General features: G+C 43.7%; 18 protein-coding genes and 1 pseudogene. 14 read left to right on the top strand and 5 right to left on the bottom strand.

Going from position 1 to position 20,819, the window contains the following annotated elements:
• Positions 1-5 precede the first annotated feature (5 nt).
• The 5 genes from KHO06_RS10120 (at position 6) to KHO06_RS10100 (ending at position 7,737) form a co-directional block, all read left to right on the top strand.
• A complete protein-coding gene (locus KHO06_RS10120) occupies positions 6-431 on the top strand; it encodes a hypothetical protein (protein ID WP_050909072.1) in 426 nt (141 codons plus the stop codon).
• Between the two features lie 151 nt (positions 432-582).
• Positions 583-1,674 carry a choloylglycine hydrolase family protein gene (locus KHO06_RS10115; RefSeq protein ID WP_212581492.1) on the top strand — a complete coding sequence of 364 codons (1,092 nt, stop codon included), beginning with the start codon at positions 583-585 and terminating at the stop codon, positions 1,672-1,674.
• 633 nt (positions 1,675-2,307) lie between these two features.
• Positions 2,308-5,265 (top strand): M66 family metalloprotease, encoded by a 2,958-nt coding sequence (locus tag KHO06_RS10110; protein ID WP_212581491.1) that lies wholly within the window; start codon positions 2,308-2,310, stop codon positions 5,263-5,265.
• 204 nt (positions 5,266-5,469) lie between these two features.
• Positions 5,470-7,179: a S8 family serine peptidase gene (locus tag KHO06_RS10105; protein ID WP_212581490.1), complete on the top strand. Its 1,710-nt coding sequence runs from the start codon at positions 5,470-5,472 to the stop codon at positions 7,177-7,179.
• A 369-nt stretch (positions 7,180-7,548) separates the two neighbouring features.
• Positions 7,549-7,737 carry a hypothetical protein gene (locus tag KHO06_RS10100; protein WP_005427656.1) on the top strand — a complete coding sequence of 63 codons (189 nt, stop codon included), beginning with the start codon at positions 7,549-7,551 and terminating at the stop codon, positions 7,735-7,737.
• A 20-nt stretch (positions 7,738-7,757) separates the two neighbouring features.
• On the opposite strand, the gene KHO06_RS10095 is transcribed toward KHO06_RS10100, so the two are convergent.
• Positions 7,758-9,041, bottom strand: coding sequence for a mechanosensitive ion channel family protein (locus KHO06_RS10095; protein ID WP_212581489.1), 1,284 nt, complete (start codon positions 9,039-9,041; stop codon positions 7,758-7,760).
• Positions 9,042-9,336: 295 nt separating this feature from the next.
• Between KHO06_RS10095 and KHO06_RS10090 the strand changes: the two genes are divergently transcribed.
• Both KHO06_RS10090 and KHO06_RS10085 read left to right on the top strand, forming a co-directional pair.
• A complete protein-coding gene (locus tag KHO06_RS10090; RefSeq protein WP_005427746.1) occupies positions 9,337-9,900 on the top strand; it encodes a DUF308 domain-containing protein in 564 nt (187 codons plus the stop codon).
• Positions 9,901-10,077: 177 nt separating this feature from the next.
• A complete protein-coding gene (locus tag KHO06_RS10085; RefSeq protein ID WP_212581488.1) occupies positions 10,078-10,497 on the top strand; it encodes a cupin domain-containing protein in 420 nt (139 codons plus the stop codon).
• Positions 10,498-10,560: 63 nt separating this feature from the next.
• Here the strand turns inward: KHO06_RS10085 and KHO06_RS10080 are convergent, their stop codons facing one another.
• Positions 10,561-11,463, bottom strand: a complete 903-nt coding sequence (locus KHO06_RS10080) for a DMT family transporter (protein WP_212581487.1) — start codon at positions 11,461-11,463, stop codon at positions 10,561-10,563.
• A gap of 120 nt (positions 11,464-11,583) precedes the next feature.
• On the opposite strand from KHO06_RS10080, the gene KHO06_RS10075 reads away from it, so the two are divergent.
• From KHO06_RS10075 to KHO06_RS10045, 7 genes and pseudogenes are all read left to right on the top strand, one after another.
• Positions 11,584-12,066, top strand: coding sequence for a MarR family transcriptional regulator (locus tag KHO06_RS10075; protein ID WP_212581486.1), 483 nt, complete (start codon positions 11,584-11,586; stop codon positions 12,064-12,066).
• Between the two features lie 178 nt (positions 12,067-12,244).
• A complete protein-coding gene (locus KHO06_RS10070) occupies positions 12,245-12,679 on the top strand; it encodes an Mpo1-like protein (protein ID WP_212581485.1) in 435 nt (144 codons plus the stop codon).
• Between the two features lie 74 nt (positions 12,680-12,753).
• A complete protein-coding gene (locus KHO06_RS10065; protein WP_182053263.1) occupies positions 12,754-13,140 on the top strand; it encodes an MAPEG family protein in 387 nt (128 codons plus the stop codon).
• Between the two features lie 36 nt (positions 13,141-13,176).
• Positions 13,177-13,314 (top strand): annotated as a pseudogene (locus KHO06_RS10060) (adenylate cyclase); the annotation flags it as partial.
• Between the two features lie 138 nt (positions 13,315-13,452).
• Positions 13,453-13,782 carry a hypothetical protein gene (locus KHO06_RS10055; RefSeq protein ID WP_212581484.1) on the top strand — a complete coding sequence of 110 codons (330 nt, stop codon included), beginning with the start codon at positions 13,453-13,455 and terminating at the stop codon, positions 13,780-13,782.
• 220 nt (positions 13,783-14,002) lie between these two features.
• Positions 14,003-14,617: a sugar O-acetyltransferase gene (locus KHO06_RS10050; RefSeq protein ID WP_212581483.1), complete on the top strand. Its 615-nt coding sequence runs from the start codon at positions 14,003-14,005 to the stop codon at positions 14,615-14,617.
• A gap of 183 nt (positions 14,618-14,800) precedes the next feature.
• Entirely contained in the window at positions 14,801-15,742 is a 942-nt protein-coding gene (locus tag KHO06_RS10045; protein ID WP_212581482.1) for an EamA family transporter, read from the top strand.
• Positions 15,743-15,820: 78 nt separating this feature from the next.
• Here KHO06_RS10045 and KHO06_RS10040 read toward each other — a convergent pair whose 3' ends face one another.
• The 3 genes from KHO06_RS10040 to KHO06_RS10030 are packed head-to-tail and all read right to left on the bottom strand — an operon-like array spanning position 15,821 to position 20,581.
• Positions 15,821-16,924 (bottom strand): porin, encoded by a 1,104-nt coding sequence (locus KHO06_RS10040; protein WP_212581481.1) that lies wholly within the window; start codon positions 16,922-16,924, stop codon positions 15,821-15,823.
• A gap of 1 nt (position 16,925) precedes the next feature.
• Positions 16,926-17,399 (bottom strand): hypothetical protein, encoded by a 474-nt coding sequence (locus tag KHO06_RS10035; protein WP_212581480.1) that lies wholly within the window; start codon positions 17,397-17,399, stop codon positions 16,926-16,928.
• Between the two features lie 17 nt (positions 17,400-17,416).
• Positions 17,417-20,581: a response regulator gene (locus KHO06_RS10030; RefSeq protein ID WP_212581479.1), complete on the bottom strand. Its 3,165-nt coding sequence runs from the start codon at positions 20,579-20,581 to the stop codon at positions 17,417-17,419.
• Positions 20,582-20,819 lie beyond the last annotated feature (238 nt).

The following is a 20,819-nucleotide window of genomic DNA, read 5'->3' as shown; positions in this document are numbered from 1 at the left end:
TAAAAATGAGAAGGAAAGTCGCATTTTTTATTATATTGACGGTATTTACTCTTACTCTCCCGTGGTTTAATGCAATAACGAGTCAGTTTGTTATTAAAGGAGATCTTTCAGAGCGTTCGATCCACATTGTAGGTTCGAATGGTCGGTATATTTCTGATGTTAACTATAATCAAGGAACACAAGTTGTCGATTCTGGCTATTATGCTTCATTTTTAAACACCTTGTTTATGTTTAAACTGAATCAAAATAAGTTTTCTTCTGTTCAAGTTTTGAACTTAAACGAGTTCTTACATGAGCATCAAACTTTTTTTGTCTTAAAACTTCAACATATTTCCGGCAATGAATATATGTTAAAACACATCGAAGAAGATCCAAGGAAAGGGGTAACAAAAGAAAAAGTGATAGTGGAGGGTAACCTCGGCATCTTATAATTAGAGAACACCGCCACCTAGTGAACGCGAGGTGGCGGTGCTATCAAGATTGTCAACAATTTTATATTCCATCAATTTTATATATTTTCGATTGTAAGTTGCCTAAAAAGGGCTACAATCGCGAATTATTACCCCTCTGGTGGAACTAAAAATGATAAAGAAAACCCTCCTTGCTATGGCACTCTCTGCAAGCATCATTGCTCCGGCGACCGCTTGTACTGGTATCTCACTTTCGACGACTGCAAACGACCACATTCACGCTCGAACAATTGAGTGGGGTGAGAGCGATCTCAATAGTAAACTGATTGTTACTCCTCGTGATTACACGTTTACCTCAACGATGCCAGACCAAAAGCAAGGTTTGAGCTGGAAGAGCAAGTACGGCTTTGTTGGTATTTCAGTGAGTGATGATCGCTTTATTGGTGAAGGCATCAATGAAGAAGGTCTAACTGCAGGCTTGTTCTACTTCAAAGGCTACGGTTCACTAAAAGCGTATAATCCGAATGATCGAGCAGACAGTATTGCGGATATGGATTTTGTACGTTGGATGCTGTCGCAGTTCAAAACCGTGGATGAAGTTAAAACGGCAATGAAAAACATCGATATCGTTCCTGTTTATATTGATGAGAAAGGTCAACCTTCACCGACTGGACATTGGCGCGTTACCGATAAAGCGGGCAACAACATCGTTATTGAAATCATGGACCATGGCCAAGTGCACATCTATGATAACGAAGTTGGAGTACTGACTAATTCACCAACTTTCCCATGGCAAGTCACCAACTTGAATAACTACATTCATTTGCAACCAGGCACCAGTGCTCCGACTAAATTCGGTGGTGTCGAAGCGAAGTCTTTTGGTATTGGTTCTGGTTTCTTAGGTTTACCGGGTGACATTACGCCACCATCGCGTTTTGTACGTGCGGCATTTTTCGTAAATACAGCCCCAGAATCAAAAACGGGTGAAGAGGCGGTGTCACAAGCCTTCCATATTCTGAACAACTTCGATATTCCAATTGGCACCGAGTTTAACCCAGAGTACCGTAGCCATATTCCAGATCTGCCAAGTGCGACACAATGGACTTCGGTTATCGATCAAGGTAACAAGGCGCTGTACTACACCACAATGCACGACAGTAGAATCAAGAAAGTTGACCTGACTAAGATTGATTTTGACCAAAAGCAAGAAGTGAAACGCGAACTGGATAACGGCACGTTCACGTTTACAGATGTGACACCATAGCGTCTTTAAGCAAGTATCAATAACGCGCAAAGCGGAGAGGGACTTCCTTCTCCGCTTTTTTATTACCAGAAAAATAACAGCTTAAAAAACGCTCTATAAAATGAGTTATTGATTCAGTGAGTGATGATATAACTTGATTGAAACTAGTGAAATATTTGACTCTTATTCCATTTTTATATTGATAATTAAATTAATTTTTAATATTCACTTTTATCAGTCGAATGCAAATATTAATGTTGTAGTATAAATCTGAACTTATCTATAGCTAGAGGCTGGTTTAAAACTCAGTACTCAAACTTTCATTCGTTTAAATATATTGGTAAATATTTGATTTAGATAAGCCTCCTGCTTTGTTCTGGTTCAAGTTATTGATTTGTATGTGTTTTGAATCGGTTTGAATCTGTTGGTTGGAGCTGGCGCTCTAAAAAATCTTATTTGATATATTTATTGTTAAATAATTTACTGCTAAATAAGTGAATTCTAAAATTTAATAGGTTTTTTATTTATTTTGTCTTGGTTTGTTGGTTGTCAGCAAAGCTTAATCCTTATGTTGTCTAAGAAAGATAATTAGATTTATCACTGGCTAAAGCAGTGGCTAGTTGAAATGTTGTTATATAAATAGAAGAGGGAAGTATGAAAAGAAATAAAGTCAGTATGGCACTTAATATAGCTGGTGGAATATTGCTTTCAGGAATGGCAAACGCTCAAGTTATTCAATTTAATAATGAAATGCCAGTAAATAATTTACAGGGTGATTTTGAGGCGATGGTGATTTATGCACAAAATATTACTGTCCCTCATTACAATGATAAAGGCGACCCTAGGCCGCATCTCACCGCATTGCGTGATACTTTACTTCTTGTTAAGCCAGTTGAACCACTGAATGTCTCATCACAAGTCAAAGTTATTGCACGAGATAGTCAAGGTAATCAGTTGGGTGTTTTATCACTAAACACACCAGAGCAACTTCCCAATCATGACGGTCCCAACCTCGACATTATGTACGCAAAAGACATGTGGTCTGTAACGCTCCCTGCGACTTGGATACAACCCGGTCTGACTTTGGAATTGCTCAATGGGAGTACATCTGGTCTTCTGTCCGATTTGGATATTGGCGCGCCTAACGAATTGCTCATAAATACGATGGATTTGGGGATGCTGACTAATCCAAGGGGACGTTTCTACTTTGCTGATAATCCAGAGTTGCACAAGGATTACTTCCAGAAAATTCCGGTAAGTAAGTTGATTGTTAACCCTTACGAAACCATGAAACTTGATGAAGTGATGCTACCGGATGGACATTTACTTACAGAGCTTGATCCTAGCACTGGGACTTGGCACCAAGGAGATATGCGAGCGTATACCACGAAGATCTTGATGTCCCATGGTATTAATCTCGCAAACTATGGGATCAACTCATCAACGTCAGTGTCAGAGAGAGCGCACCCGTACACGGCGAACCAAATTACCGCTATTGCAGCAGTAGGTCGTTATCAAAATGGTGTTGTTGCTCACGGTGGTAGTGGAGGCAACGGCATGGTGACTATCGACTCATCAGTGGGTAATGAATGGAGTCACGAAGTTGGCCATAACTTTGGATTGGGTCATTGGCCTGGAGGCACTGATGGGACGACACACCGCCCATCAACGGACATCAACTCTGCTTGGGGCTGGGATCTATTTCAGAAGCGTTTCATTGCCAACTTCATGTGGAACAAGCGTAATGGCGAAGACCAAGTTTGCTGTAGCGATGGGATTGGCATTCCTGCATTTGAAGGTTACAAGTTTAATCGAGATGCGATGGGGGGCGGTGAGCCAACTTCACCAATTTCCAAATACACGCTGCATACGCCTTATGTGCTAGAGAAAATTCAGACTTTTATGGAGGGCAAAGCCACATTTGATGAATCATCTTCTACTGGGTTTACTAAGTGGAATGATGAAACGAAAGCGATGCAAGCGTTCCAGCAACCCGCTATTTTGTTATCGAAATCGATTACCTCTCAATCACAATTGAATACGATCAAAGACGACATCGATGGCTCCGTATTGTTGGGCTACATCAACGATTTTGACATCACGAAAGTCGAGACGGGAGATGGACGTTGGATACGCGATATTTATTTGCCTAGTGCAGAAAATGTTGCAGTAGGCAAAGCTGTGAACATTGCGCGTTACTCTGGCTATGGAGTGACGGCTCATGTTAATGGTCAGTTGGTTAACTTGGATCGAGGTGATAGTAAGTTTTACATCAGTGATGGAAAAACATGGTTAGAAACCACTGAAGATCAGGTAGCCGAGGGTAAACCAACACGTATTCCAACTGACTATGGTGTACCAGTAACGACGCTAGTAGGTTATTACGATCCTCAGCAGCAATTAGACAGCTACATTTTCCCTGCTTTGCACGGCGCTTATGGATTTGTTTATCAACCTACTCCTGTTGATCGCCTCGATACGACAGGTTGTTATGTCAAAGTGTATAACGGTCAAGACCACCAAACGGACAATTATCAGTTGGTTGGATTCCGTTACGACGATAATGTGATGAACAAATTCCATATCAACCTTAAGCAGGCCGATGATCCAACAAGGGCAGAGGTTGTGTGTGATAACGCTGTTTTAAGCTCGTTAGATATAGAGAAGCCAAAGCAAGCGTTAGAGGTTTCTATCGTCCAGTCAGATTCTTTAAAACCATCCGAGAACAATAAGCCCGTAGCGCACGCAGGTGAAGACCAGTCAGTATTGTCAGGAGCAACTATCACCTTATCGGCCGACAAATCCACAGATGCTGATGGTGACAAGTTAACTTATATTTGGGAGCAGATATCGGGTTTGCCCGCGAGCATTCAAGCAAATAACGCAATGACAACCGATGTGGTTTTGGCAGAATCGACACAAGAGCAATCTTATGTGTTTTCTGTGTTGGTTTCAGATGGTAAATCGAGCTCCAGTGATATGGTCACCATTATTGCTCAGCCCCACCCAACTCAGAACCATGCACCGGAAGTCTCTCTTCCAAGCAGTATTGATGCAAAACCCGGAGAGGTTATAGAGATAACCGCGACGGCATCAGATCCTGATGGTGATGTGCTGTCATTTAAGTGGAGCACTTCAGGCTTAGCTTATCAGACTATGTCCGATGGCACGATTCAACTTTCAGTGCCAGATGTGACGGTTGATAGTCAATTTTTGCTAAGTGTTGTTGTTTCCGATCCTAAAGGGGAGAGTGCAAGCGCAAATACAACGCTTAACGTGAAAGCCAGCGGCAATACCTGCAGCGTCAGTGACCCAAATGCCACGAATTACGACGCGTGGTCTGCCAACAAATCCTATTCAGGTGGTGACTTAGTCAGTTACAAGCAGTTGGTTTGGAAGGCAAAGCACTGGAGTCAAAATAATCAACCTGACAGTAGTGATGCTTGGGAACTCGTAAGTGATGTTGTGCTGCCATGGTCAAGTCAAGCAGCATACTCCGGAGGTGCTCAGGTTACCTATAACGGGGTTAAATTTGAAGCCAAGTGGTGGACTCGTGGCGAGCAGCCTGATGTGTCCAGTGTCTGGGTCAACAAGGGCGCTGCCTGCCAGTAGCACGAAAGCATAAAGGCTGTCGGGAGTGGCGCTCTCGGCATTCTTTATGCTCCGACATACTTTATCTCTCTTATATCCTGCTCGTCGGTTGTCTTGGGATGCATCCCAACAAGCATTTATTTAAACAAACAAGTATTTCAACAAACAAGCATCCCAACAAACAATTCGAGCAGCCATACATACCGTCTTTGAAGGTTTAATATTATGTTCCCTTATAAAAAACTCTGTTTAAGTGCATTACCATTGATACTGAATTTTCCTGCTTATGCTTCTTCTCAAGGCACCTATGTTGTGGTGTTAAAGGATTCAAATGTATCTAGTCCCATGTCTCGATCTACTCGACCTTCCTCAATGGAAGAGAGAGTGAATCAAGTCCTACAGCGATTGAATGCAGAGCCGAAACCTTTGTCTGCTCGCTCACTTCAAGAAAATCAGCCTCTCTCAGCTTTAAACGTATATAGAAACCTGAGTAGCTTTTCTGTTGAAATGTCTCAGGATCAGGCTTCGCAGCTTAGAGCGATGAATGATGTTAAAGGTGTTTATCGAGACGTTATATTTACAGCTGATGGTGAATTGAGTACGGCATCTGAACCTGTCGCATCTTGGGGATTAGACCGCTCCGATCAGCGTAACTTACCATTAGATGGTCGATATAATGTGGGCCAGTACACTGGCAAAGGCGTGTCGATTTATGTTATCGACTCTGGTATCGACTTTAGTCATCCTGATTTTGAGGGACGGGCTATCTCCGGTTGGGACTTCGTTGATAGTGATGGTGATGCATCTGACTGCCATGGACATGGAACTCACGTAGCCGGCACTGCGGCAGGAAAGCAGTATGGTATTGCTCCAGGTGCCGATATTTATTCTGTGAGAGTATTGAACTGCGAAAATAAAGGCTGGGGGAGTGATATCCTTGAGTCGTTTGACTGGGTGATTGAACATGCCAAGCAGAGAGGGCAGCCAGCGGTAATCAACTACAGTATTTCTCGCAGTACTCGATGGGCCCCTATTGATGAAGCAGTAGACAAATTGGTTACGCAGCATCATATCTCATTTGTTCATGCTGCCGCTAACAACAACACAGACGCTTGCACCAAAACGCCGCATTCGGAATACTCTATCACGGTTGGTGCATCAACTAAGGATGATTATCGTTGGAGTGATTCAAACTGGGGAACATGTGTGACTTTATTTGCACCAGGGGCCAGTATCATTTCCGCTCGCAATCATGGTGGTTATCAAAGAATGTCTGGTACGTCTATGGCGACACCCCATGTGACAGGGCAGGTAGCTCGTCTTCTAGAAGCCAATCCCGAAGCACTACCGAGTGAACTGAAACAATCGTTGATCGAATCCAGCACGCCAAATGCGCTCTATAACGTGGGTTCTGGTTCACCTAATCGCTTGTTGTACACCGAGCTGGAAGGGGCTGGTGATACAAATCAGGCTCCAATCGCAGTGGCAACCTCGAATCTATATGAACTGACAGGTGCAGGGTCGATTAGTTTATCTGGTGCTCAATCGAGCGATCCAAACGGTGACTTATTAACTTTTGAATGGAAACAACTTTCCCCTTCATCCCCCCTTGCAGATATAGCATCACCAACTACGGAAGAGACTACCGTTCGTTTTGCAGAAATTGCTGCTGACACGACCTATCGCTTCTTGTTAACCGTCAAAGACGGTTCGTTGTTTGATACATCAGAAGTCGTCGTGGTTCAAAAAGCAAAAGTGGCTTCTACAGGAGAAATGTGGGACAGGAGTAAAACTTACGCGTCACCTTGCCATCGTGTTTCTTGGAACGGTGATGAGTGGGATAACCAATGGTGGACCTCAGGGAATGAACCGGGCGCCGATGGTACATGGGGTGTCTGGCGAAAAGTCGGAAGTACAAATAACCAATGTAATTGATTGGTGAAATTCAAGAAGGGCTAGAAAAACGAGTAGGGGTAATTGCGTGAAGCATTACCCCTTTAAATTCGCTTGGGCATAGTCTTATCAGTAACTTACGCCATTCTCTGAAAATTAGGTTCCAAAAGGCGAATCGCGGGAAATTTATCATTTAATCACTGAACTATTGATTCAGTTTGTAATAGAAAAATTAGACGGAAAGCTTTGTTTTCAACGCATTAATACATCTTTGAACGAGAAAACTGCGATTCTCGTAGGCATTCTGTTAGAAAAGTTCTGCCGTATGCTATCCAGACTACTATCGGTATTTGTAAGAATTCTCCCTAAATCTATAAATGTTGGTCGGGGGAGATCATTGTGAAGGACAAAATGGAAACCTATTGGGTGCAGCTTGTAGATAAAGCAAGTACCGCATCTGATTTATCAGATTTGACGCGTTCAAGGTTACGAGGCTGTATCGGTAAATACGGTTTGCGTTACAAGGTGGAAGGTGGGGTGCTTACGGAGCACCGTTACAATCGTAAAAACCTCGCGCCCAGTTTAGAGAGTGAAGCATAGGCTTCACTCTTGAGGCAATGTTACTGAGCGTTTTTACTGGTGACCTGTTCCAGTCCAATCTGTCTGGCATCATGACTCGTGAACATCTGGTAAGGGCGTAAACCAAATAAAGGCATAATAGAGTAGATGTGATCGAATAAATCCGCTTGTACGCCTTCATAGTAAGCCCAGTCTGTATTGTTGGTAAAGGCGTAAACTTGAAGCGGAATACCCTCTGGCGTCGGTTCTAGCTGTCTCACCATGATAAGCATGTATTGGTGGATGTCTTTGTTCGCTTTCAAATAGGCATTAATATAAGCTCGAAACATACCCAAATTGGTCATTTTACGAAGGTTGCCAAAAGTTGGTTCGTCGCTCATTTCCTCATTGTATTCGTTGATATCTCGCGATTTTTCATAGATGTATTGGCGCAAGATTCGAATGCTTTTCAGCTTTTCAACTTCTTCATCAGATAAGAAACGAATCGATGTGACGTCAACATTTACGGAGCGCTTGATACGGCGACCACCTGAATCAGACATGCCTTGCCAGTTGATAAATGCGTTCTGAACCAGAGCATAAGCAGGCAGCATGCTCACTGTGTTGTCAAAGTTTCTGACTTTCACCGTGGTTAAAGAGATTTCTTCTACCGTGCCATTTGCGCCATAAGCGTCCATTTGAATCCAATCGTTCAAGCTGATCATGCGGTTTGCAGAAAGCTGAATGCCAGCGACAAAGCCCAATATCGTGTCCTTAAACACCAGCATCACGAAACCAGTCGCGACACCTAATCCAGACAAGAAAATGACCGGGGATTCGTTAGCGAGAATCGACATAGACACCACGACGCCAACAAAGAAGGTGAACAGCTTAATCAACTGAACAAAGCTCTTGATCGGCATTCTTTTGGTTATGCCTTTAAACGTCGCGATGTCATTCATTGCGTCGAGCAGGGCGAAGATCATCCATACAAAGATGACCAAAATCGAAATGCTCAAAATCCTATCGAAGATAGCAGCCAGCCAATCATAGTGGCCTACTGCAAGGGGAATGAAAACATCCAGTACCATAATCGGGATAAGCAGCGAAAGTTTCTCTAATACATCGTATTTCGCCAAACTTTCAGCGAGCGGTTTGTTGGCTTTCTGCAGCACGTTATTTACTGAGCGAACAATCAAGTGATGCACGATCAAATAACTGACAGCTGCCGCGGTGAGGCTTGCTAGGATAAATACGGTGGTGAGTTCAATGCCATATGGGTCGCTGTTAATACCGACAGCACTGAGCTTTTCAGAAATGAAGGTGCGAATGTGATGATCGAGCAAAATGTCATCCTCTAAAATGTAGCCTGAATCAAAAGAGTGAGAACTTATCAAGAAAAGGCAGGCAACTGGCGTTAGAAAGCCGCTAATCCTACTCCCCATCTCCTTGTTTTGCACTGGTTTAATCCAGCAATCTTGAAACTTATTGTTCAAAAATAGCGTATAGGCGGCGATGTGATACAGGTTTAACATCTATTAATGCAAACGGGACACGTATTTCTGTTAAGTCTGTGAACTCTCTACGTTTTTAATAGACTAGACTGAAGAGGCGACTCGCGTTTAATTTAAGAGGCATTCAATGGAAAATTCTAATCAATCACAACAGCCTACATTCCTATCTAAAGGCTGGAAATACTTCGTTATCGTTGGTGTTATCATCGCACTAATGGGCATTGGCGCAATGAGTTTGCCCGTACTGGCAGGCGTGACGATCTCAACCATTGTGGGTGCCGTACTCTTGTTCAGTGGTCTGGTTCAGGCTTACCACACATTCTCCATCAATGTTTGGAAAGAGAAGCTTTGGTATGTATTAAGTGCTGTACTGTATATCGTGGGTGGTCTGTTTATTTTGTTCAAACCATTAGCGGGCCTTGTCACGATTACCATGTTGATGGTGATTGTGATGATCTTAAACGGTTTGACTCGCATCTTCTTTGGTTTGAGCAACCGTAGCCTACCAAGCAGCAACGTTATTGTATTCAGTGGTGTAATTTCAGTGCTTATCGGTGGTTACTTCTTCATGTTGCTCGATGATCCTGCATTCTCAACAACGTTATTGGGCACGTTTGTCGGAATCTCGTTACTGATTGAAGGCATCAGTTTCATCTTTATGGGCTTACAAATGAAAAAGCTCTCCCAATAAAGACGCTATCTAGTGCTAAAACTTTGTGAAATAGAGAATGCCTACCGATTCGGTGGGCATTTTTTATGGACGACTTAAAATCGCTCTCAACCTCACATATTTACTATTCAAGTCAGGCTCATACCTGAATCTCTCTTACTGTTTAAGTAAAGGTTATCAATAAACAAGGAGAGAACTTTGAAACCGATTCAAACTGCAGTGATTGCACTTTCACTGGTGTTTAGCTTTGCATGGGCAGACACCCATTTGCCAGATTCAGTGGAGGCCGACGTAGTCCTCAAGACGACAACCAGCTGGGATGGCACTACCTTGCCTGAATACCCCAAAGGCCAACCTGAAGTCACTATTGTGAAAATTACCGTCCCGAAGGGCGTGCAGCTTCCCATGCACCAACATCCTGTCATTAATGCGGGCATAGTGCTGAAAGGGGAAATCACAGTCACGAAAAAGGATGAAGAGAAGATCGTACTGAAAGCCGGAGACGCAATTGCAGAAGTCGTCGACCAATGGCATTTTGGCGCAAATACGGGTGGTGAGCCGGTAGAGATTTTGGTGTTCTACGCTGGTGTGAAAGATAAGCCGATAACGGTGAAATGAAGAATTTAGAACCTAAAAGCCCGAGTACAAACTCAGGCTTTTTGTTTTTCGCTTTGTAGAGTGTTACGACTCACAAGGTTTTGCGTGATTGATGCTGCGTTTTTGTTTAAAGGACATCACCAGTTGTGGAACGAGCGACATCAGGATCATGCCTAGCATCAGGCTGTATTGAAGGGGAGTGAAGCTTTCGCCCATCAAGACTAAGCCAGAAACAATGCCAGCTACTGGGTTTGCGATACCACCGAAGGTAAAGTCCACCACCGACATGCGTTGCAATAGCCACACGTACATGCCGTAACCAAGCGCAGTGTTGAGTACGATAACCCACAATAAACCACCGACGTTTCTTAATGATGTGTTTTGTAGGGCACTCACATATGGTTCTGGATTAAAGCTCGCAAAGATGGCTGCGGCGATAGAAAGAATTATACCGCCTAAGATGAGCTGCCACGTTAGGACCGTCCACCAGTGCATTCTTGTCCCAAGAGACTTAGTGACGCTACTGCCGATAACGATACACATAATTGCCGAGAGCATTGCGATCAAGCCAATGGGGTTAAGTGTGATCGAACTAGGATCAAACAGGAACCACGCTAATGCAATCAGTGCTGTGCCACTTATCCCTTGAATCAAACTTGGTTGTCGTTTGTATACAACCCAGCCAAATAGCATCGCGAACACAGGGACAGAAATCATACCGACGCCAGAAATGGCAGAAGGCAAGGTCAACGCCATAACAAAGATGAGTCCGAAGAAGAGGGCGATATTGATTGTGCCGAGTACCATTAAGATCTTCCAATCTTGTTTCTTTGGTAGTGATGGTTTGATAGCAAGCAACAAAAGTCCAGCCGGCAAAGCTCGCAGTGCGCCAAGCAACACTGGCGGCCAGTCTGGCAGAGTAAATTGTGTTACGGCGTAAGTGGTGCCCCAAAAGAACGCCGGAATCATCGCGAGTAAAATGTTCATATTAAATATCTTTACGTTGAGATAATTTATTGTAACGATACGTTTGAAATGACTTTTTGTAAAGTATCTTTATGTTAAGATTAATTTGTAAATCAGAATGTCTTTGGAGATGAAAGGGTAATGGACGCAATTGACAAAGTGGTAAGCCAATGGGCTAAGGAAAAGCCGGAGCTCGACACTGAACCGATGGCGATCATGGGGCGCTTGATGAGAATCGCAAAGCATATGGAAAACCACGTCGCCGAACTGCACAAACGTTACGACCTCAAAATGGGCGAGTTTGATGTATTAGCAACGCTGCGACGCAGTGGTCAGCCATATCGTTTAACGCCATCGGAGCTGATTTCATCCATGATGCTGACGTCCGGCGCTATGACAAATCGGCTTGATAAGCTAGAGAAGAAAGGTCTGATTGCACGTGAGCACAGTAAAGAAGATCGCCGCAGCGTTACTGTCGAACTCACAGAAAAAGGTTTCGAGCTCATTGATTCACTGATAGAGCAGCACCTTCAAGCGCAACATGAGTTGATGGGGTCTTTGAGCAGTGCAGAAAAAGGGCAGGTTAATCAGGCGTTAAAGCTCTTATTGCCGCAGTATGAGTAATCGATAACCTTGTGGATTCGAAACTGACTAAAGGGCAGCGTATTTCATCGGAATATCAGTAACATACTTTGTACTTGGTCACAGATACTTTGTTTATTGTCAATATCTTCAGGCAAAAGCTAGCACCTTTAACTCGCACCGACTATACAAATGTTATGGCGATGTTAAGGGTGAAGTTATGCGTGCACTTTCTGAATGGTTAGAAGCCTACGGCGAAAGCCATCAAAATCCAATCAACCAAAAGATTCACAAGGTGGCGGTACCCGGCATCTTTTTATCGGTGGTTGGCTTGATTTGGTCCATTCCGCAGATTCCTTTATTTGGGTTCAATCTCAACTGGGTGTGGGTTGTTGCGCTACCCGCGTGGATCTTTTACTACCGCCTTTCTCTAAGCGTATTTATTATGATGATTGGCTACACCGTTGCGTGTATCGGCCTGATCTGGTCGATGGACATACTAGGTTGGTCAGTTTTACAGATTTCGATGTTACTTTTTGGTGTGCTTTGGATTTTCCAGTTTATCGGGCACAAAATCGAAGGGAAGAAACCATCGTTTTTTGAAGACGTTCAGTTTTTACTGATTGGTCCTATTTGGGTGTTTCGTAAGCATTAATGAGATGAGCAAGAAGTTATGGGAATAAGGAGTTGCTAGACTTTAGGTAGTTCCCATTTTTATCGAGAACTATTATGCCTACCGCTCTGTTTGTTTTAGTTTTTGTTAGCGTTATTCCTTATGTACTTGCAGGTCTTGGTGGATATGCCAAGGTTCAGCAACTCGGTCATCTTGATAATCATCATCCACGCTTACAAGAGAGGAAACTTAGTGGGCGTGCGGCGAGAATTATTGCTGCTCAATCCAATGCTTGGGAAGCGCTGGCTTTCTACACAGCCACAATTTTAACGGTGAACTTGAGTGGCGTTCCTTGGTCTGACTTGTCTATGCCAGCCATTATATTTGCTATAACGCGAATGGCGCATCCGGTCATGTACATCGCAGATATCGCTATTGGCCGAACCTTTGTCGTTATTGTGGGCGTGACAAGCTGTATTTATATGCTTTCTCTTGCGTTTTGATTTTAACGACGCGTTTGCACAAAGTTATCTTGTGAAAAATTCGCGATCATGACTGATGATGAAAGCGCACTAGGACGTTACAAGCAAAAACTAGAGGCTCTAGCAGGCATGTTTGGTTTGGATGAGTCCAACCGAGAACTGCGCTCTTACAAACAAATATGGACCGCTCAGTAAAATCCCCGTCATTTCTTATTGGTCTAATAAGCAACTCCCTCCAATCGCACTATGATTAAAGTAGTGCGGGCTTGCCGTCTCGCATTAACATTCCATTTCGAAAATGATGGTGACAATGTCACTTATACGGAGGGGGAAATGTACAACCGCGAGCACAAATATGTGTATTGGCGAGAAGAACGCAAGAAAGGCAAATGGAGCTACATTATGAAGTCTTTCTTGATGATTTGCTGTGCGTTGTTGGTTGGCAAGGTAATCGGTTTATTTGTTTTTGGTGAGCTGCATTCATTGAAAGACATTACGGAGCAGTTTCCCGCCGATATTTTTATCATGATGCTGGTGGGGTTTCCTGTAAGTGTTATTGGTTGGTATCACGAAGAATCGAAGTTTTTTCGAGCATTAAAGCGGCGAGATAAGAAATTTAAAGCGCGTCTGGAGGCTCGTAAAAAAAGAAATAAGCCTACTTAGAACAAATGCCGTAAGATTCGAAATTTGCGGCATTTTTGATTTCTGTTCGTATTTCAACTTTGGACACGATACCTTCACTTTCACCTTCGCCCATTTTCTTCGCTAATAATTGCTTGCTCTCTTTTTAGGGCGACGGGTGAATTTCATGACTTTTGGCAAGCCATTGTTACCGCTACTTTGCTAAATTCCAACCAAGAACATCCCCTAAACAGGAATAAAAATGGATAAGAAAACCATGCTGCACAGCCAAAAAGTGTACTTCTGCAATGATGAAGAGCTGGCGGCAATGCAAACCGAATGTCTTGAAACCTTATACGATTACAATCACACCCGTCCTTCAGAGTCAGAAAAGCGCGGCGAGATACTCGGGCGTTTTCTCGCGTCTGTAGGTGAGAATTGCTACATCGAACCGCCTTTAAGGGCGAATTGGGGATGCCACACTTACCTCGGTGATAATGTTTACGCAAACTTCAATCTCACTTTGGTTGACGATACTTACATCTACATTGGGAATAGCGTAATGATTGGACCGAATGTGACTATAGCGACGGCAGGGCACCCAATCGATCCTGATTTGAGACGAGATGTCGCTCAGTTCAACATAGCAGTTCGAATCGGAGATAACGTGTGGATTGGCGCAAACTCGGTGGTATTGCCGGGTGTGACGATTGGAGAGAACTCAGTGATTGGCGCTGGCAGCATAGTAACCAAGGACATTCCTGCCAACGTTGTTGCGGTTGGTAATCCGTGTCGTGTGCTGAGAGAGGTCGGACAACACGACAAAGAGTACTATTTTAAAGACCTTAAGCTTGAACAAAATATGTTCAATGGTTAATCTGAACCTTCTACCCGAATAGGAAAGTAAAATGATCATCCGCACAACCAACCTCTGGTGGCTCCTCCTTCCAATGCCAAGCAGTCGGTAGGTTGAGTTGTGCCTGGCTGCGAGTAGATGCAGCCAGAGTCGTATTCTATCTCGTAGCCTTGTTTGAAAGTCATCAATCATCAAGGAGACAAAATGAATACGGCATCCGATTCCAACGACCAATCAGAAAGCCAGATCAAAAAGAAGCCAGTGAGTGCCGTGACAATAGGTGTCATGCTTGCACTTGCCGGAACACTGCTGTTTTCGATTAAACCTGTCTTTGTCAAACTCGCTTACCAGTATGGTGGTGATGCGGTCAGTATCATGACGCTACGAGCGATGAGTTCATTACCAGTTTACCTTGGCATTTTGTTTTGGACGTTGCGTAACTCTGAATATCGCGGGAAAGTGAGAAAGCATGGACTTAAAGCGGCGTCCATTGGCGTGCTGGGTTATTACTTGGCCAGTTATTTAGACATTACGGCACTTAATTACATTTCCGCCCAACTTGAGCGCTTATTACTTTTCCTTTTTCCTACTTTTGTTGTGCTGATCATGTGGTTTAAAGAGGGGCAATCACCCAAGCGTTCGGTATTATTTGCCGTTTTGGTTGGGTATCTTGGGGTTGGTCTCATTGTGGCGCACGATCTTACTCAATATGGAGAGAAGATTTGGCTCGGTGGTGGGTTAGCGATTGCGTCGGCATTTGTATTTGCCGTGTACTTGGTCATGAGTAAAGCCAGTATCGCAAAACTCGGAAGTAAGCTGTTCACCAGTATTGGAATGGGGAGTGCTGGGATTGCAATTCTTATTCATCTGTCTTTTAGCTCGTTACAGTTAAATACTATGAGTGAAGAACTCATCACCATTGGGGTATTGCTTGGCATCTTCTGCACGGTGATTCCCTCATATTTGATAGCAGCCGCAATGGCGCGCCTCGACCCCGCACACCTGAGTTTGGTGAGCAATATTGGCCCTGCGATGACGGCGTTGTGCGCCATTTTTATATTGAATGAATCATTTACTTGGTTTCATGCCTTGGGGATGATACTGACCGTTGTTTCGGTTGTGATGATCAACCGGTTTAAGTCATGAGTACTCTATTACAGAAGATGAAGAACGGAGACGGTGATAGAGGGGAGGCAGGTCGATAAGCATTGACCTGCCAAAGGCTTAGAACACAAAGTTAGCCATAATGGTGTACATATCTGCGCTGTCATCTGAAGGGGGAGAAACAAATGCACCTGAGGCGTCTCGATAAGCTTTAAAGTGTTGCCATTCCGCATTGAGTGACACGTTATAGTGCAGATCGTACCTCACACCCAATAGATAGCTATCGCTCACTTTATGTTCATGGTCATCAAACTGTTGGCCATAAATAGCATACGGTGTGAACTTGTTTAAGTTATAGCTGCCTTGTGCATACCATGCAGATGCAATGTCGTTGCTTTGACCTTCCAAAGTTAAAGTCAGGGTATCAAACTCATATTCTGCGCCTAGCGAGATAAGCTGAATATCTTGGCCTTTTGCTTTGATGGTTTGATCTGGAATGGGAACAACACCAACACCAGGAATAGTGGTAGTGAGGTTGCGCAGTTTCGTTTCTTGGTCGTAATTCGAATCTAAATAGGTCAAGTTCCAACGATAATAATCACCACTCAAGATGAAGTTCACGCCATACATATCGTTAGTTTTGAACGTCAGCTCGGTATTGGCGTTAAAGTCGATGGTACTTTCATCATGAAAACCAATGAAAGGTGTCGTGGTTAACGTCATGCTGTCGTTGATCTCATAGTTCCATAGAAATGAAATCCCATTGAACGCCGTAATTCCCAGAATACTGTCATAGACTTCGTTTGGTGGCCTTGCTGGCGTAAAGGCATGCCCGACATAGTAATACTCGGAGGCGAGGAATACAGGCATTCGTAGGCGACCCGCGCGAAACTCAATATTGCCGTAGCTGTAGGCAAGGTAGGCCCATTCTAGCTGAGGATCGCTCCAGTGGTCCTGTGGTCTTTTGACCATTTGAGCAGAAGCTTTAAAAGCGTCGTAATAGAAGTCGAGTTGAACACCAAAGGTGGTATCACAGTCGTAGCAGTTTTCATCGTCGATGAATCGATTAACGAGCACTGGTGTTTTGTTGTCAGTTGTTGCCCATGAGGTAGAGCCAAAGCCGCTCAACGATAAATTATCGGTGATCTCTATTGCCGCTAAGCTCGGTAAGGCCACACTGCTAAGCGCTGTTGCTATCACTGATGCGATGAGTGTTTTCTTCATATTATTTCTCCGAGCTTACTACGTAGAGGATCTGTGCATTTGACGGAAGGCTACTCACCGGTGCATAGCCAATGCGATTTGGCTTTTCTTTCATCCATGTCAAAAGGGCATCCATATCGGAATTGTCGATAACTTTGGGTGGGCGCGCTTTCCCTGAGAATGACAAGCTTGCCCAATGCGCATTCATTTGCGCGACATTTTTGTTGAGGAGGTATCGGTAGAACTCAGAGCGTTCCGATGAGGTATCAGGCCAATCAGATAGCTCAATTCGTTTACCCTGCAGTCGTTTGGTTTTCCCTCGATAGAGCTTTCGTGCTTTGGTGATGTTGAGTTCATCAAAATCTGAATCGAGAGAAAAAATAGCATAGCTATTTCCTGCCAAGGCTTCACTATCAAAGGAGATCAGCAATGCAAAAGCAATCATCACGGTAGAAACAACGCTAAGTACCTTGTTTTTTAATAAATGGGTATCCATGACCATTACCTTGCTCTTTAAATCACACTTTCAATTTGATGGAGAAGCTTTTCTTTTCTCACTGGTTTCGGTACATAGGCATCCATGCCAGAGTCATAACAGCGTTGAATATCGTCGTCTACGACACTTGCTGTGAGCGCGATAATAGGGGTCTTAGGCAAACCAGAAACTTTTTCGTATGCACGAATCTCTTTAGTTGCTTCGAAGCCATCCATCACCGGCATCATGCAGTCCATTAAGATGATGTCGAAGCTATTATCTTGTTGGAACATGTCCAAGGCGATCTGACCATTTTCAGCGATTTCAAATTGATATCCCGCCTTACTCAGAAGTAGAGAAGCGACTTTTTGGTTGACCGTATTGTCTTCAACCAAAAGAATACGCTCAGATCGGCTGGGTAATGGCGTTGTCATCGGTTCTTCCGGCCTTTCTTTTGATTGAGTGTTGATTCGGCTGCTTATAGTTGAAGATACCGCGGGCGTTATTGCTACGTTCGATTTGCTCGCCTCAACGGCTTTTGACAACTTATCTTTTAATACCGCTGCTTTGAATGGTTTAGGCACGTAGTCATCCATACCGACATCGAAACATTTCTGTATGTCGTCATCCACTACGCTTGCTGTTAAGGCAATGATTGGGATTCGATAGCCTCTATTGACCTCTTTTTCCAATTGGCGAATTCTTTTTGTTGCTTCAAACCCATCCATCACGGGCATCATGCAATCCATCAGAATCAATGCGTATTGATTTTTAGCGAACATCTCGACCGCTTCTTGGCCATTGGCCGCTAAGTCAAATTCATAGCCAGCCTTTGTCACATGTAACCCTGCGATTTTTTGGTTTACCGTGTTGTCATCGACCACCAAGATCTTGTTGTTCGTATTCGATGTTTCCCTTGCATCTGCCTCTAGAGCGGTTTGACTGAATCTTGCCTGACAGCTTTCAATCGCCTTGACTAGGCGTTGCCCCAGAAGTGGCTGAGTAATAATCGCACTGACATTTTCACCAAAATCAAACTGGTCGCTATGAAGGTGTCTAACGAGACAAATATGCACATTTTGAGCAGCTAGTCGTTGGAATGTTGCTTCGTTTTTCATCGCTGAATTTGGTCGTGTCTCGTTGTAAATCACGATGACGCGTTCCTTATCGCTAATCCAAGCAGGAAGGGCGTCTAAGTGTGTTATCGATTGATGAACCGCAATCTGGTAGAAGCTCAGTTCATCGCGCAGTATCCGTTCCATGTCTGCATCTTCGCAAACTAACCAAATTTGGCTTTCGCTGGCAGCATGCTTGGGATCAAAGCCCAAATGAACGATTGCAGGGGATATTTGGAAGAAAAATCGACTGCCGTGTCCTTTTTCAGATTCTAGTTGGATCTTGCCTCCCATTAACTCGACGAGCTGTGTACTTATTGCTAAGCCAAGACCAGTACCACCAAACTGGCGGGTTGTAGAGTTATCTTCTTGTGCGAATGGTTCGAAGATGTTCTTTTGTTGTTGCTCGTCGATCCCAATACCTGAATCCTGAACAGAAAACTCCATGACAGCGTTGGCGCCTGAGACGCCGTGTGTGGTAACAGAGAGATGCACGCTGCCTTTTTCGGTGAACTTCACCGCATTAGACATAAAGTTCATGATAACTTGGCGTAGACGGTGATCATCAATCATCAATCGATAAGGGGTATTACGGCTAATGCTTACTTTAAGGTCGATGCCTTTTTCTTTTGCTTTCGGCGAAACAATAGATGCGATGTCGTAAATGGATTCGCGCACGCATGTGGAATGAGGGCTGATAAGTAGCATGCCAGATTCAATCTTGGAAAAGTCCAAAATGTCATTAATCAAGCTCAGTAGTAGCTGTGATGACGTCTCAATGGTGTCGACGTAGTCTTTTTGCGTAGCGGTAAGAGAGGTATCGGACAGCACTTCTGAAATACCGATAACACCATTCAACGGGGTACGTATTTCATGTGACATATTGGCAAGGAAACTGCTTTTTGCTTTACTGGCTTTAATCGCATCATCTTTTGCTTGTTCCGCGTCTTCCTTAGCTTGGGTGAGTTTGACCTTGGCTTGCTCGCGTTCGTAACTCAACCGCTCAACTTCTTGCGCAAATTTACTTAACTCATCTTTACCTTTGATTAACTCTCTTAGTGGAGATTCTTCGCTGTAGCTATCACGACGGAGAAATTCGAGAACCAATTGAAGGTTGTTGGTTACTTTACGTACGAGGCGTAGCGCTAAGCTAATCACCGCGATGGTAATGAAAGACATAACGCCAATGAACATCAAACGCTGCTGATTGGCTATGGTGATCGCTTGACCAACATCCGCTTTGAGTTGATTGGATATGTCGTTATCGACGTTTTTGAGCAAGGCTAAGCGTCCATTTAGGGCGGTTAATCCTGCTGCAACTTCAGCTTCTGGCAGGGTGCTGAGCGCTTCTTCGTTGAACAGAAAGCTTCTGAACTCTTGGCTAAGGACGAACACTTCATTGGTGAATGTGTCGATTAACAGTTCAACTTGTTGTTGGTTGGCGTTGAGAGTGACGAAGCGTTCAAGGAACAATTGTTGGTTTTTGACCAGAGACTCAATCTCGCTGCTGATGTCGGCATCATAAAATTGGTTGTGCTCAACGGAGTAAATCAGATATTGGCTCAGGCGGTTCTCTTCTTTAGACCAAAACATCAACCACTCGATTTGTATTAGCGCAGAGAGGTGCGCTTGGGTTTCATAGGTGGCGTCATTAAACGGCACTTTTTCTAATGCGAGTAGGATCTGCTTGTAGGTGTCTGCTCGCCATTCTGCAATGTCTAGACGCTCATTCATGTCTGTTGTGGTCGTCAGAGATAAGCTCGCTTCTTCTATGCTGGAAAGCAGATCGGCCATTTCTAAACCTTTGTCTGCAAAGATGCGCTTTGCTTCGTTGTTAAGTGATTGGGTGATGTATTTGATCGCTAATTCCCTGTCTGAAACGTCACCGTTATTTGGCAAGTTATACAGAAAAGAAACGTTATCCATATAGTCAGAAAATAACTGAGCCTTCTCTAGATCTTGTGCTTGTGTAGAGAGTCGATGAACTTGTTGTCCCGCGAGAAAGAGGAGCAGAACAATGGGTAAAACAACTAAGCTAAATAACTTGTGCTTAACAGATAGGTTATTCCATGAAAGCGATCTGACCACAGTACACACCCATATCCAATTGGTTGATATAAAAGTGTAGGCTAACTATCTCAATTGTTAGAAATGGGGTAGAAAAACTCATACTTGTACGGCGTGGGACCTGTGACTCCTACGACAAAAGTTAGATGATTTAAGGGTATGGGTTTTCTAATCTATCAGTATAAGTCAGTCTTTATGCATAATTGTGGTTTATTTAACATGATGATATTTATAAACAAATACCTTTTGTTGAGTGAGT

This window comes from Vibrio sp. B1FIG11 (assembly GCF_905175335.1).
GTDB lineage: Bacteria > Pseudomonadota > Gammaproteobacteria > Enterobacterales > Vibrionaceae > Vibrio > Vibrio campbellii.
Note: the sequence above shows the minus strand (reverse complement) of the source record. Positions and strands in the feature narration are given on the sequence as shown.